Source organism: Deefgea rivuli DSM 18356, assembly GCF_000620145.1.
GTDB lineage: Bacteria > Pseudomonadota > Gammaproteobacteria > Burkholderiales > Chitinibacteraceae > Deefgea > Deefgea rivuli.
Genome location: NZ_JHVM01000003.1, coordinates 515,097 through 528,633 on the forward strand (window position 1 = coordinate 515,097; position 13,537 = coordinate 528,633).

12 protein-coding genes are annotated in these 13,537 nt (G+C 47.3%); 4 read left to right on the plus strand and 8 right to left on the minus strand.

Features of this window, described 5'->3' with window-relative positions; translation table 11 throughout:
- From Q320_RS18110 to Q320_RS20535, 5 genes are all read right to left on the minus strand, one after another.
- Positions 1-414 (minus strand): toxin-activating lysine-acyltransferase, encoded by a 414-nt coding sequence (locus tag Q320_RS18110; RefSeq protein WP_169734425.1) that lies wholly within the window; start codon positions 412-414, stop codon positions 1-3.
- 17 nt (positions 415-431) lie between these two features.
- Positions 432-905 carry a GNAT family N-acetyltransferase gene (locus tag Q320_RS0102330; RefSeq protein WP_027467672.1) on the minus strand — a complete coding sequence of 158 codons (474 nt, stop codon included), beginning with the start codon at positions 903-905 and terminating at the stop codon, positions 432-434.
- Between the two features lie 2 nt (positions 906-907).
- On the minus strand, positions 908-2,338 hold the full coding sequence (locus Q320_RS0102335; RefSeq protein WP_027467673.1) for an HlyD family type I secretion periplasmic adaptor subunit: 1,431 nt from the start codon (positions 2,336-2,338) through the stop codon (positions 908-910).
- A gap of 375 nt (positions 2,339-2,713) precedes the next feature.
- On the minus strand, positions 2,714-3,511 hold the full coding sequence (locus Q320_RS0102340; protein ID WP_027467674.1) for a hypothetical protein: 798 nt from the start codon (positions 3,509-3,511) through the stop codon (positions 2,714-2,716).
- Positions 3,512-3,895: 384 nt separating this feature from the next.
- Positions 3,896-5,191: a TIR domain-containing protein gene (locus Q320_RS20535; protein ID WP_051534393.1), complete on the minus strand. Its 1,296-nt coding sequence runs from the start codon at positions 5,189-5,191 to the stop codon at positions 3,896-3,898.
- A gap of 878 nt (positions 5,192-6,069) precedes the next feature.
- Here Q320_RS20535 and Q320_RS0102355 point away from each other — a divergent pair.
- The 4 genes from Q320_RS0102355 (at position 6,070) to Q320_RS0102370 (ending at position 8,889) form a co-directional block, all read left to right on the plus strand.
- Positions 6,070-6,759 (plus strand): hypothetical protein, encoded by a 690-nt coding sequence (locus Q320_RS0102355; protein ID WP_156938953.1) that lies wholly within the window; start codon positions 6,070-6,072, stop codon positions 6,757-6,759.
- A 220-nt stretch (positions 6,760-6,979) separates the two neighbouring features.
- Positions 6,980-7,588, plus strand: coding sequence for a hypothetical protein (locus tag Q320_RS20540; RefSeq protein WP_051534394.1), 609 nt, complete (start codon positions 6,980-6,982; stop codon positions 7,586-7,588).
- Between the two features lie 117 nt (positions 7,589-7,705).
- Positions 7,706-8,158, plus strand: coding sequence for a hypothetical protein (locus tag Q320_RS18125; protein WP_035851733.1), 453 nt, complete (start codon positions 7,706-7,708; stop codon positions 8,156-8,158).
- Between the two features lie 98 nt (positions 8,159-8,256).
- Complete coding sequence (locus Q320_RS0102370) at positions 8,257-8,889, plus strand: hypothetical protein (RefSeq protein ID WP_027467677.1); 633 nt, start codon at positions 8,257-8,259, stop codon at positions 8,887-8,889.
- A gap of 211 nt (positions 8,890-9,100) precedes the next feature.
- On the opposite strand, the gene Q320_RS0102375 is transcribed toward Q320_RS0102370, so the two are convergent.
- The 3 genes from Q320_RS0102375 to Q320_RS0102385 form a co-directional block, all read right to left on the minus strand.
- Positions 9,101-9,697, minus strand: coding sequence for a hypothetical protein (locus tag Q320_RS0102375; RefSeq protein WP_027467678.1), 597 nt, complete (start codon positions 9,695-9,697; stop codon positions 9,101-9,103).
- Positions 9,698-10,479: 782 nt separating this feature from the next.
- Positions 10,480-10,971, minus strand: coding sequence for a hypothetical protein (locus Q320_RS0102380; protein ID WP_156938954.1), 492 nt, complete (start codon positions 10,969-10,971; stop codon positions 10,480-10,482).
- A 595-nt stretch (positions 10,972-11,566) separates the two neighbouring features.
- On the minus strand, positions 11,567-12,988 hold the full coding sequence (locus tag Q320_RS0102385; RefSeq protein WP_169734426.1) for a tyrosine-type recombinase/integrase: 1,422 nt from the start codon (positions 12,986-12,988) through the stop codon (positions 11,567-11,569).
- Positions 12,989-13,537: the final 549 nt, after the last annotated feature.

Here is a 13,537-nt window from a genome sequence, read left to right on the forward strand (position 1 = left end):
TTATGCTGAATAAACATTTAAAATATTTCCAGAGAGCACTGAAGACTTTAGTTCTATCAGCATATCTTCCCTTTGCCCAAACGGCGTCACAATGTCAATCAACCACAAATGCTCCCCACTTTTCCATTCATGCGGCTCAAGTTGAGTATTGCCCTGTAGCAAGCGCTGGTGAACGTCTTCAGCAACATACGCCCAGCTAATAAATCCCAACGGCATTTTTTCTTTCATAAATAGGCGGCACTGATCCAGAATCAGCGGCGGTTGCACTGCCCAATCTAGGTCGGCCAGCGTCAGGTGCTTTTTGGCATCATCGCGGCCATACAGCCAAGCGACTGGCCCCAAGGTAGGCAAGCGCTCAAACGCGGTTTGTGCGTACTGCACCAATTGCATTACATCTAGGCTTTGCTCTGACATACTCATTTCCTTTGGATTTAATTCGAATTCGATTTGAGGTTTAAGGCGTAATTACCACCGATATTGGTAAACCCCATTCGGCGCAGCATTTTATCGGTGCGCTCAATGTAGTGAGCACTAGAAACGATAAGCTTGAGCTCGGTCACGCCGCGATTTTTGGCCCAGCGGTGAAAGCCCATGACCAACTTAGTAGCGGCACTACTGCCACGCGCCTCGGGTGAAACAAACCATGAGATATTGGTCGCAACGACGCTATCGCAAAACCAATAAGCTTCTGCCATTACAAATAAGTAGCCCAAGATTTTGCCTTCATCGACCGCAACCAGAATGGCATATTTGCCACGCTGATCGGCTAGATAGGCTTCAAGCGATTTCCGTACTTTTGCATCATCATAATTAAATGTTTGATAACGCGACTCTTCTAAGGCCTGACGACCCATAGCAACCAAGACAGGAAGATCTTCCATAATGGCGAGGCGAATTTGAATCATGCTTACCTTTCACGAACACTTTCAGTGACGTGTTGAATGAGGGGGGAGAGGAAGTATTCGATCAGGCGGCGCTGGCCTGTTTTGATTTCGACGGTCACCGCCATACCTGGCGCAAGATGAACTTGTTTCCCATCGATATTCATAATCGAGCGATCCAGTTTTACTTTGGCCTGATAGACCAATCCGAGCTTTTCGTCGGAGATGGCGTCGAGGCTGACGTTTTGTACGCGACCATCGATTAGGCCGTATTTGGTGTAGTTGAATGTTTCAATCTTAATCGCAGCATGTTGACCGGCATTCACAAAACCGATGTCTTTGTTGGGTAAGACGGCTTGCGCTTCGAGCTGCTGCCCTTGTGGAACGATCACGAGTAGTGGCTGTGCGGCGGTGACTACACCACCAATGGTGTGAACTGCTAGCTGTTGCACCACGCCATCAACGGGAGCTAAAAGACGCGTGTATTTAGCAACTTGATCAGACTTAATAACTTCTTGCTTCATCGCATCCGATTGTTCAGCCGCCTGTGCGAGGAGTTCGTTTTGCGCCCGAATAAACTCAGCTTTAATCGAGTCTCGCTGTTGTTGACTGGTATTCAGCCCTGCTGCTAGTTCTCGACGTTTATTCCGCAAACTGGCGAGGTCTTGCTCCATTTCAATTCTGGCTTGCTGTTTATCAAGCACACCATGTTTCGAAATGAAGTTTTTCGTAGCGAGTTCATTAAAATCAGTCTCCCGCTGCTTCACAATCGGGAGTGTTTTTTCAAGCTTCTGGACTTGGTCTTCCGTACTGGCTAACTCGGCTTGTTTGCGCGCTGTGTCGGCATCTACTGTACTCAGTTTTGCGAGTAGCTCTTGCCAGCCACTGAGCATTTGGGCTGTTTTGCGTTCGCGCAGCGCTGCAATATCGCTGAGTTTGTCGAGGTCTGGGTCTGAGCCCAATACGGGAGATTTTTTCTCTTGCACGGCTTCAAGCAATGCAATCGCTTTGAGGCGATTTAGCTTAGCTTCCTGCCAACTACCTTGATTTTTGGAGGACTCTGCACCTGCAATGGTGCGATCAAGTTCAATCAATAAATCGCCTGCTTTAACAACCTGACCATCTCTGACGTGAATGGTTTTAACAACCCCAGGCTCAAGCGGTTGAATAGTTTTACTCTGATCAGAAACAATCAATTTACCGGGCGCAACGGCAACAATATCAATTTTGCCCAAGCAAGCCCAAATTAAGGCCAGCAGCAAAAAGCTGATCAATACATAGATCGTAACGCGTGCGGCGGGATGAGGCGGGCTCTCCTGTAGCTCTAAAGCAGCAGGTAGAAATGCAAGCTCGGCAGGCTGGCGAGGTGTTGAATCAAGAGCCTTTCTATTGATCCAAGCCTCTTTAAATACGGCGCGATACTGAACAAACAGCTCCCGCAAAGCCAAAAGCTTCATAGACTATATTTTTCATTTTGTAAATAAAGAAAAATACCAGTAATCTATTACTTAGACAATAGAAAACGCACCTTAAATACAATCTTAATGTTGCACCCAAGAAAGGTGATGCAGTGGTTTCTGAGAGGAAACTGAAAAATAATCGTGCCGAATGTTAAGACAAAAACACGTATCAATCGGTGGAATGTCTGCTTAGGCCGATGTGTCGATGCCGACGGGTGACAAATGAGAGGCCGCAAACCAACTGGTAGCGGCCTTCATTATTTTGGTTTTGCAGCTGAGCTACTCGGCCAAAGCCGACTTGCCGGCGCAGTGTCTCTCTAGAGCGAAGGGTTAGATTTGATTGTGGGCGACGCGGTTACTCTCTAGGACCATTCAAGCGCACCTGATGCGGTTTAGCTCGTCATTTGTGAATAGAATGTTTTGAACATCTCCTGACGTCTCAGAGATTTCCTCAAAGTTACTAAACCTAGAAAACCAGACCCAAGTAGCGAAGGCATCTAGCTTTGTAACCCCAATTACTTTGTGGAAGTCGGTCCAATGCCCGTTTCCAAGCGAGTGGTAGTGTGCTTTTTTCTCACCCTGAAGAGAAGTGACCAAAATGAGGTTGTCTTGTTTTTCAAACTTCCCCTTAAAGCTGGCCATTTTTGTCGCGACAAATTCAAATCTTGAGTCCTCTGTCTCTAGGGCAATAAGTGCTGACGCTCCATTGGCTTCTACGTGAACAGGGATTCTAACGGCAAAGTTCAGATATCTATTGGCAAGCGATTCGTTCCCGGCCAGTTCCTCTACCAAAGGCTGCCAAAACTTAACCTCTATGCGTATGCCTCTCTTGCTTGATAACATTAGTTCAACAGCCTTGTTTACCAGCCTTGTATCCCTTTTGACTGTCACTACAATGATGTAATGCTTTAGCGGGTTCTTGAAGGATTTTGTCTTGTCAAATTCATTGGCTAGATCATCGGCAGTAAAAGTCTCCACGCATTTACATTGCACACCGACAGCAGTGGTTTCGTTATATATGTAAACGTCGACGCCATCTTGAGCCTGCCCATGGGTTCCATACTCGTCGACAGTGCAGTCTGAAAATTTGCTTTTATAAAAATCCGCAGTTATGCGCTGTAGTTGCTGCCAGTCTTGCGGTGCTGGAATTCTTGTTTGATACAAATTCATTGTTTAGTCGGCTTGGTGAAATATACACCTGTGTAGGTGTATATTTGGTTTATCTGCGTGTATAACTCAGTATGTTACGCGCTTTTTTCATTGCTTTTCAAACATGTGGGGTTGATGACGCCCGAAAGTAAATAACCAACAGGGACAGCCGTCAGCAGACTATTTATTGTCACCTCGTACCGTAGCTGACGCAAATGTACGTTGTATGGTGTAGGCGCAGAAACACATGAGTGGCAGCTTTGGCCGTTATTCTGTTTAAAAAGTCGGTCGCTTGCCGCTAGGTGAAAGATTTAATGCAAAATTTAGTACATCTGCTCGTTAGCAAGTAGCGCACAAAGCGGACTGCGCAGTCTTTAAAAGTCTTGGGCGACTCAATTGGGCCTACTAAGCTTGTTGCACGTCGAAGTACAACTTGCCAGTTGTTTGTCGTGGTAGTTCATCTGCTGCGATTTGATAGCTAACCTCGAACGAACGGATATCCGCTTGGTTGCTCATCACAATCGTGAATGATGGGAATTTCCTCTGAAAGCCCTGCTGCGTCTTGTCTGTCCGAAAAGTGATAGTTTTATGGTCATCGGTTATGCGTGGCGGACTCTTAAATAACGACATATCGAGCCGTGCAGGCTGCAAAATCCCGACGTTATCGACTCCATGAGGGGCAAAAGGCGGTGGTGTCGGTTGATCTGGTGCCTTTGGCAAATCATCATCTTCGTAAATCTGGATACCGTCTGGGAATGTGATTTGTGCCCATACATCTGTCGCAGGTCGTGTTCCTAGGTTCGCAATGGCAAGCCGAATACTGATAGATCGCTGCTGAAGCAATCTGTACTCTTTAAGCTTTTCAAGGTACGTCTCATATTTTTCGTAATACCATTGCACGCGCTTGTTGTACCCACCGATTTCTTCTTTTGTCCATTCCCTGAACGACTTAACGCGCCCGCGATGGAGCAGCGTATCAAACGGCTGAAAGCCTTCAAACGGCGATGCAGGACCCTCCTGTTGCTCCTTTGATCTTAATGGTGTCCGGGTCGCGATGTCGGTTAGCGATGGCACATCGTTCAGTTGCACCTCTTGCTTAACCACCAAAACTTTCGGGACATCCTCGCTAGCCACTACCGACAAAGCTGGCATTGGATTGCGAATCAACTGGTCTTCTCTTGGCGCTGTCAAATTCGTCTTGAGCGCCGCCACAAGCTGTTTAACCAGATCCTTCCGAATCTTTTCGATAGACGGGTCTTTTGCAGAGTCAAGGAAATAAGTGATCGCGCCACGCCGGTGCCGCAAGTCGAACGGTAGTTCCTCTGGTTTGCCGCCAAAGGCTAGGTTTGCAACGGTAATGACGCGCTGCGGACCTGCTTCACGGATGGCATAACCCAGTTCGATCATGACATTAGGGTTTGGGATCTTCTTTGTTGCCGTTTTTGTTGTGATCTCGGCAACAGGGGTGATATCGGCAACAAATATTTGACAGTTGTCGATTTTCCTAAAGATCGTGGATACGATCTCTACCAGCCCTGGCTCGCCCTTAGTGTCATGGTCCAGTTCGAGTCGATCAGCCGCCTCAAGTTCAAGCTCTTCGGCTACCTCTTCTAAGGCCTGAGCAAGTGCTTCCTTGATGAAGTTTTTAGTTGTTGTGGCAGAGAGGTCGCTCTGCCACGACCAGAAAACGGTTTTGTTCATGAATTCATCCTGAAGGTTGAGCTGACATATAGCAGGGTCTGCTGGACCCGAAAGGAACACCGAACGCCCTAGCAACCATGGTAGGTGATTGTCTCAGACTAGCGCCCCTTGTGCGCCAGCTCCAGCAGCAACCGCTGGCCCGGCCTTTCTCTTCTTAATGGTCTCTTCCGAACGCTTGTGAACCTGCGCACGCCAGCTCTCCAACGCGAGGATGTCTGTGAGCAGTTCGTCTGGATCAGGAACAGCAACGCCCCCCATCATCGCTTTGTCATGGGCGTAGTTGGAGCACTTGCTCATCCCTGCGTCCAAATCAAGAGTTCCTGCAATATCGCCATAATCCCTCCCTGCCTCTATTCGCAATTTAAACGACGCCCCCAAAGATTGAGGCCCGGCCTAGTTTAATCCTGCGCCTATGATACAGCAGCCATTAGGAAGTGAAACTGCCAGCCATTGAAAGGAAGTGCTGTATTTGGCAATAGATTGTCCGGAGTTCTGTGTAAAAGAGTCATTGACTATCGGTTTATGCATGTCCGCTTAGGCCGAGTAGCACAAGCGTGACCACCGAATACGAAAGGCCGCAACCTGATGGTTTGCGGCCTTTCGTTTTTCAGCCTTGGGCATCGAGAGATCGGCCAAAGTAGCCGTTCATGTGCTTTTGCTTCCACATCGCTCATCTTACTTTTGCGTCAGTTTCAATCAAGGCTGACAATTGCCTGCCAGCTGACGGTAGTCGGCCAACTACTTCCTCTCAGGTCGCAAAATCAACCATTTTGTTCAGGGGGTACGATGCTGCTTTGCTTATAACAACGTGGCCAAAATAAGTTGATCACTATAGCCACTACACCTTTGCTTACAAAACTAATATTTTGGGGATTAAGATGATAATTAAAAATTGTGCTTTGCTGGGATTCACTCTGTCGTGTGTATTGAGTGCCTCATTAGCTCAGGCCTATAGCGAGTATGACGCAAAGCGAGAATGCACATATCAAGTGGCCGGTTGGAGATCTGGATATAAAGATGCTCGCTTTGACAGCGTAGAAGATACAGGCAGGGATTCCTACGACTTAAACGGCAAAGTACGTGGCCGCAATGATGGCAAAGATCATCAGTTTACATGCCGCATTCAGCATCAAGAGTTAATCAGCTGGAATGTGAACGAAAAATCCGTTGATGACGAAAAAGATCACAAGAACCGCAACCGCGCTCTGGCAATTGGTGCTGGCGTAGTTGGATTGGCAGCATTGGCGGCCATTGTGAGTAGTAATTCTAAACCGGAAAATAAAGAACAAGAAGACAAACGAGCTGACTTCAATACTGGCAAAGCCAATCCATTAGAGGATATGTCCTATCTCAAGTATGAATGCAGCACCGTTTTGCAGCGACATTTGAATGAAGATCAAGGTGAGGTTCAAGCCGTGTCGATTAAAACAGGCAAACTGAGTGGACGCGCGCTCAAAGGCGAAGGCACCGTTCTTTTTCAAGAAGGTTCACAACGCAAACTGAACTACGTTTGCGACTTTGATCGTACAGGTCGCATTTTTGATGGTCGTTATTCCTTCTCTCGTTAGAACTCTTTGGGGGTGTATTTTGAACCATTTAAATTAGCTTAAAACGGTATATTTCAGCCCAATTAAACCTAATTCATGTTTTACAACCAACATCAAGTCAAATTTTGACAAGAAAGCGTGGCAAAACAAACATTTAATATTGCTTTCATAAATTTACAATTACAATTTACAGGCAGAAATTGCAAGCCTTTTACAAACCACATCAAGGACGACGTCAGCCATGAAAAAACTAATGTGCGCTATTTTCTTATTAGCTGCTGCAGCAAGCCAAGCCCAAACGCCAATGCCAACAGCAAAGGATCTGTGTACTGCTAAAGCTCAAGAGAAAAAACTCAGCGGCGAAGCAGCTGAAAAATATATTGCGGCCTGTATTCCGACGCTGCAAACAGCTGGGCACGTTAAATCTTGCCAAGCCAAAGCTGATGGCAAAGCACTAAAAGATCAAGAGAAAAAACGCTATGTGAATGCTTGTGTTCAAACACTGAAAACCGCAGAAAAAACCAGCCAATGTGAAGCAAAAGCCGATGAGAAAAAACTGACTGGCGATGAAAAAACACAAACAGTTCAAGCTTGCGTCAAAGTTCTCCGCGAAGCTGATCGCGCTCAAGTATGTGAATCACGCGCAACAGTGAAAGCCTTGACTGGCGAAGACAAAACCAAATTCATCCAACAATGCGCAGCTACGCTTAAAGGCGCAGAACGTGCAGGCCAATGCGAAGCGGCTGCCGATGAGAAAAACCTGAACGGCGATGAAAAACGTAGCTATGTGCAAGCTTGCGTAAAAACACTTAAAGCTGCTGAACAAGCTAAGCCTAAGCCTAAGTCTTAATACATCCATTGAATAACATCAGTAGCCTGTTAGCACAATGCAAAAATGCTTGGCATCACTGCAGTGTCAATAGGACTACTGATGACGTGAATACAGAAAAATACCGGTTATCAAGAAATGAAAAAAACACTTATCGTGAGTGCGCTATTACTTACTTCGTCGCTGAGTTTTGCGTCCAGCCCAATGCACGTTCCAGAAGAAATGATGCGCGGACGTAGTGATCAGTATCAGCAAGGTTTCCGCGACGGTTTTCGTGAAGCGATGCGCATGATGAATGGCGGCGGCGATTTTGGCGGCAACGGAGGTAGTGGCGGCAATGGCAATAGTCGAATCCTGCGCATTGAATCCGCGACCTATGGTTATGGATCATCACAGCGATGTGATCTGACGCAAGCGCTAGCACGCGAAGCGAATGGGCACTCTAACTTCAACTTTAGATCAGGTAATCAGTGGTGTGGCAACCCAGCATATAATCAAGCGAAGTCGACCAGTATTCGCTTTTACTGCGGTAACCAGGTTCATACCACGTCAGTGCCAGAAAATAGAACGACAACCTTGCGTTGTGATTAATCTAAGCTTGCATTCAAGCATAAGAACTCCTGTCTGGTGGGGTACGGATAGCTAATGCATTGCGAGCAACATTGGCAATCACCCCACAAGGAAATACGATGAGCAACATCATCAATGTACAGCGCACCGATGGCTGGGTGGGCATTTACGAGCAAAATGACCCTTCGCTGATTCGTGACTGGATGGAGTATCTTGAGCCGCGTTTGCTTTTCAAGCGTGGTAGTTTCTGCATCGCCAGTCAGGGCGTCGTCAATCTGATTGCCACGCAGCACATTGCCTGGATCGACGTACACACCGATCAACCCTATCAGCATGTTATTACACGGCTACCCGCGTATGGTTATGTCGATGAATCGCTAGCGCTCGATGGCCGCGCGGTTTTTTTGGCCGAGCTGGAGAGCTGTCGGATGCGCTGGCGGCTGGAATATAGTGGTCAGGCGCGCGTTGGCGAGCCGTTTGAAGCACTGATCGAAGTCTTGTTTGACGGCGGTTTTGAATATTATCTACAGGTAAAAGGTCGCCTCGCGAGTGCGACCGAACGGGTCAGTCTGCTCAATGGTCTACTCGATCAGGGCGTATTTCTGGTGCAACGCTCCAGCGGTGGCTTTACTATGATTAACACCCGCAATGTCACTCGGGCGCGCATTTACCAGAGTCACTCTGCAGATCGTCTGCCTCCAGCGACTTTATTGGCCGAACCGCGCGACGATGATCGCGATTTTGGTTTTTGACCGAATAATCACTTACGCTAATTAGGTCTGCTTTGGCCGAGCAGCACTAGCATGACCCCAAAAATCGAAAGGCCGCAATCTGATGGTTTGCGGCCTTTCGATTTTCGAACTTTAGTATCAACAGATCGGCCATTGCGGACAGTCAAAACCTCTATGTCGATGGCCAAAATTAGTGTGCCACTACAAGTGGACGTCCCACTTGAGCGAGTTGTTAGGCAATAGCATTCTGAAGTGACTCCAGCCACCCGAGTGCGATTGCCCCTGAATTATCTCGATCTTGTTTTTTTGCAGCGAGTATATTTGAACGAGCGGTTCCCCACAGGAACCTTGCCTTGTGCTGCGTCCTTAAGAGCTCAGCCAATGACACAGTTGACTTGTAATGGGTGCTGCTACTCAAAACAAGTTCTGAAGCCTTAACTTTGAAATTTGGGTCAACTAGCGCCGCCGTGGCCGCTAGCTGAGGGGAGACCCAGCTTCCTTCTTTGATCCTCATCCATAGCGCCTCCAAAATGTGGCTGCTTGAGAAGCCAAGAGCAATAAATACGCAAGCAATATTATGGTAGCGCCAATTTAGAGCAGCTAGGAGACTGATGAGATCTGCCTCCAGTGTTTTCTCTGGCACTTCTTTGAACAGGGATCTAAGCCTCTCGACCTCTGCAGGGATTTCTGCCCCGCGCATGGATAGCAGCGCTAGATAGTTTGCTCTGCTAACTCTAACTTTGCGGCCCTCAAATTCTCCTTCTGTAAAGAAACAGGTCTTTGATGCAGCCTCTTCGAGAGCGTGATCAATTTTCGGGAGTTCAAGCATTTTTACTGCCTAACGTTTGAGCTCAGGCCGCGGCCCGTCAGGGCTGTCGCGCCTGCAGCGAATTGTGTAGTGGCATACTGATTTGGCCATCAATAAACAAGCTCTGACAGTCTGCTAATGGCCGACTGCGGCCTGTGAACTACATCATGCTCGAAATGTGCCTATAGCTGCAACCACAGACAGCTCACGACCCAAAGCGGTCATTTAATGCGAAATTGTAGGGTGTGAAACACACAGCGTTGCGCACTAAACATAAAGGAGCAATTAAACCCTATTCGACGCCACAATGTTGTTCCGCGTGCGCAAGTTAAGGTTGAACATCCTACTGGTTACACTCGCTCATATACGCCACCAAAGCCACCCCAGCCATCTTGCTCAGGGTCAGTCACTATTAGGCAATCATTTGTCAACTTAATCTCTAGAGTAATATTGGGCGAACCAATTCGAAATAACTGCAATTTGCAAATTGACAGCATAAAAGGCGTTGATGATTGCCAGCATGACGGCGAGTTTTTAATGTCGTTTGTATTCGAGGACTCCGGCAAATTGGACAGATATAAGTCACCAACTTCGGTTATATACAAATACGTTCGCCTGAATTGGCCTTCAGTCCTGTCAAACTCACGTTTGCTTTGGAATAATCCGGAAACCATTTGTGTTACCTTTTGGTAAGTATGTGCTTCTGCACTCGACCCATTGCAGCCAGTTGCGCCCAGAAAAAGCGGACCTTAAGAACTGATGTTAAGTGCCGGCCTTGTGTGCCAATGCACCTCATCACTTTTCTAGCCTTGATCGAAGCTCAAGTAGTTCAAGTGCTCCCCAACAACCCATACTACACACCAAGTATTCACATTGCTTTCGACTGAAAAACAGAGAGCATTATCAAACGAAACGGTATCCTGAAACACCTTTTTATTGGCATTCACAAAGTTACAGCAATCTGCACTTATGTCGCTTGGTGCTGCGCAATTGCTAACAAGCTCTGCGAGGTCCTCTCCCCAATCAGGACTCTGAAGCACCTCGGACGGGGGCTTTAAATTCAGCTTGGCAATAACTAGTGACCAATCAGATGGAGTGACGTTGCAGCGTATTGCAACCCTGTCATCAACGCCACTGCCGCCACTATAGAAATTTAAGGAGTAATCGAGTCCATTGATTTCAGGGGCGAAACCCAAGATGTTTTGGATGAGGCGGGTTGCTTTGCCTTTATCCGTATCCGAACTAGTGTAGCGGTAGTCAATTCCGTCGTAGGGATTCATGCTGGGTTCTTCCATTTATACGCCCACAGTTTGTAATAAGAACGCCTGAATGTCCGCTTTTTGATGAAATGTTCATTGGCCGGTTGTGGCCGACCGCCGTCAGCTGACTATTGATTGTCACCGTGTACCGTAGCTGACGCAAAAGTAAGTTGCATGCTGTAGGCGAAGAAACACATGAGCGGCCGCTTTGGCCGATCTGTAGATGCCCAAGGTTGAAAAACGAAAGGCCGCAAACCATCAGGTTGCGGCCTTTCATACTTTAGAGTTGTGCCAGTGCTGTTCGGCCTAAGCCGACACAGCGTAAATCTAGACATCTTAAAGTTAATCTCTATGCTCGGAGCCATATTTCTCAGTTTAACTCACTACGCACAAGCCACTTCAACCCGAAAACTGAACCAAAAGCTGATCGCTTTACACCTCAATTTTCCGTCACTGCCAAATGCAAAGCATCATCAGCGCGTAACTCGAATTAGCTTACCCCACTAGCGCTTCATCTGATTGCATGTCGGTCGATTCGTCAGTTCTACGCTTGCGCTGAATGGCTCCAATCGACTCGGTGCGTGACTTATGGTTCGCGTTCGTAACTATTGGGTAGCTCCGCCATAGCAATTTATGCGCGTTTTAGCGCCAGCACGTTATTAGCGATATGATTGGGGACAACACCAGATTCACACTCAGCTAATGCAGCGCCCCATTGATCAAGAGCTGCGCACCGCTCTTCCCACCTTGAAAAACGCACATATTTATCAGTTTCGCCATGTTGAGCTTTCTGTGAATGCGCCAGTACCCGCTTTACCACATCCCAATCTGCCCCCGTCAATTCCATCAAACGTGTTGCGGTCGTTCTGCGCAAGTCATACAGCGTCCAACGCCCACCGGATAGGTTGTATAAGTTGTACTGGCTACGAGCCCGGCTTTTTGTCATCCGCTTGGCAAGGTCTTCATCGGCGTAATGCTGTCGGGTGGTGATATCGGTCGAGACGTTACTACGCAACACATGCGACACAGCTTTAATCGGTGCAGGAAATACAAAATCATTAGTGCGGATAGATTGCATTTGTAGTAATTGCTGAAAAGCAAAATCACTCAAATGAACATGGTGCATTTTGTGTTTTTTCATAGAACCCGTCGGATAAATCACCATCCGGCGCTCCATTGAAACCCAATCCCAGCGGAGCTTAACTGCCTGCGATGCACGAACTCCTGTTGCTAGCATGTAACGAACAATACACTTTCCCGTCATGGCCTGTGCCGACTCGGGTAGCTTCTTTTGCAATAGCTCAGTTAATTCGCAAAACTGAAGCGCCCGTCCTGCCTTACCTTCTTCTCCGTCTTGACCAATGACCTCATCGCCGTGCTTGGCAATAAAATCATTTGCATTAAAATTTTCGGGGCGCTGGTCTTCGGAAATTTTGGTTTTTCGTGCTGGCTTTTTAAACAATCTTAATTTGTGATCTTCGGCAACCAACCCACGCTCTACGCCCCACTTGATAAGCTGAACCAACAATCCAAGTGCGTCACGCGCCGTATTCGCCTTACCATTCGCCACTGCAGCATCGTACGCCGCCATCACCGCGTTTTTGCTGGCTTCTTCAATGAGCACGCCACCAATGGCAGGTCCTAAATAACAATGCCAATGCGAGCGGCGAACTAGTCGGGAATGCGGGTCTATCGTCAGGCCGTGCGTACTATCCCAGCGTGCATACAGGTCATTCATGGTTAATCGACGAGCTTTCTCAGCTTCAATTTTAGCCAACGTTTGTGCGACCTCTTTCCGCGCCAGCTGTATCGCATCCTCTCGTTCAGCTCTGACTTGACGAATATCTAGTTTGGCTGCTTTCTGCATACGACACCATGCAGCCCAGCGACGCGCTTCAGCTAGTTCATTTTTGGCGGTCGTTTCCGTGGCGATACGCTCCACTGGATCACCATTCATCCAGCAAACGATACGCACACCATTCAATGAATACCTAAAACGCCAATAGCGCCCCGATCTAGTGATGAGTAATTGCAGTCCATCACCATCATTCAAGATTAGCTCAGCGCCCAAATCATCGTCATGGAGCTTATCAGGGGCTGATTTCACGTCTGTTTCATAGCTCAACAGATTTCTAGCCATTTTCACCACCACTTGACTCTATAGTGCCAGCTATAGTACCAGCCTCACAAAAAATCAAGAAGAGTCACAGAGTATCGCCAAAGTATTAGCACTTGATTTAATTGAGTTTTGATACATCATGACTCTTCATGATTAGGTGGAAAATTACATTCCGAAACTGAGGGTCACAGGTTCGATTCCTGTCGGGCGCACCAATCAAATCAACAAGTTAGCTACAAACTAAGATTACAGCCTTAAAAACTATAAAGCCACTCAGTGTTTTTGGTTACACTTAGTAAGTGCTTAGTTTCGCGATAGAATATTGCGGTGGTGTTGGTTTAGCTCTACAAGCCTTTATCTAGAATGCCCCATAACATACCATTGATAACCCTTAAGGCAATCACTAGTGTGTATTGATACACTTAGCTCGGATTTTCGATAATTTTAATTTTCAAGTCCCCCCTACACACTGCCGCAACCAAT

What these genes read in the sequence shown, in the direction of transcription:
- Q320_RS0102370 (WP_027467677.1), top strand. Translation starts at nt 8,257, where the DNA reads ATGAGCAACATCATCAATGTACAGCGCACCGATGGCTGGGTGGGCATT.
- Q320_RS18125 (WP_035851733.1), top strand. Translation starts at nt 7,706, where the DNA reads ATGAAAAAAACACTTATCGTGAGTGCGCTATTACTTACTTCGTCGCTG.
- Q320_RS0102330 (WP_027467672.1), bottom strand. Translation starts at nt 905, where the DNA reads ATGATTCAAATTCGCCTCGCCATTATGGAAGATCTTCCTGTCTTGGTT.
- Q320_RS0102375 (WP_027467678.1), bottom strand. Translation starts at nt 9,697, where the DNA reads ATGCTTGAACTCCCGAAAATTGATCACGCTCTCGAAGAGGCTGCATCA.
- Q320_RS0102355 (WP_156938953.1), top strand. Translation starts at nt 6,070, where the DNA reads ATGATAATTAAAAATTGTGCTTTGCTGGGATTCACTCTGTCGTGTGTA.
- Q320_RS20540 (WP_051534394.1), top strand. Translation starts at nt 6,980, where the DNA reads ATGAAAAAACTAATGTGCGCTATTTTCTTATTAGCTGCTGCAGCAAGC.
- Q320_RS18110 (WP_169734425.1), bottom strand. Translation starts at nt 414, where the DNA reads ATGTCAGAGCAAAGCCTAGATGTAATGCAATTGGTGCAGTACGCACAA.
- Q320_RS0102335 (WP_027467673.1), bottom strand. Translation starts at nt 2,338, where the DNA reads ATGAAGCTTTTGGCTTTGCGGGAGCTGTTTGTTCAGTATCGCGCCGTA.
- Q320_RS0102340 (WP_027467674.1), bottom strand. Translation starts at nt 3,511, where the DNA reads ATGAATTTGTATCAAACAAGAATTCCAGCACCGCAAGACTGGCAGCAA.
- Q320_RS20535 (WP_051534393.1), bottom strand. Translation starts at nt 5,191, where the DNA reads ATGAACAAAACCGTTTTCTGGTCGTGGCAGAGCGACCTCTCTGCCACA.
- Q320_RS0102380 (WP_156938954.1), bottom strand. Translation starts at nt 10,971, where the DNA reads ATGGAAGAACCCAGCATGAATCCCTACGACGGAATTGACTACCGCTAC.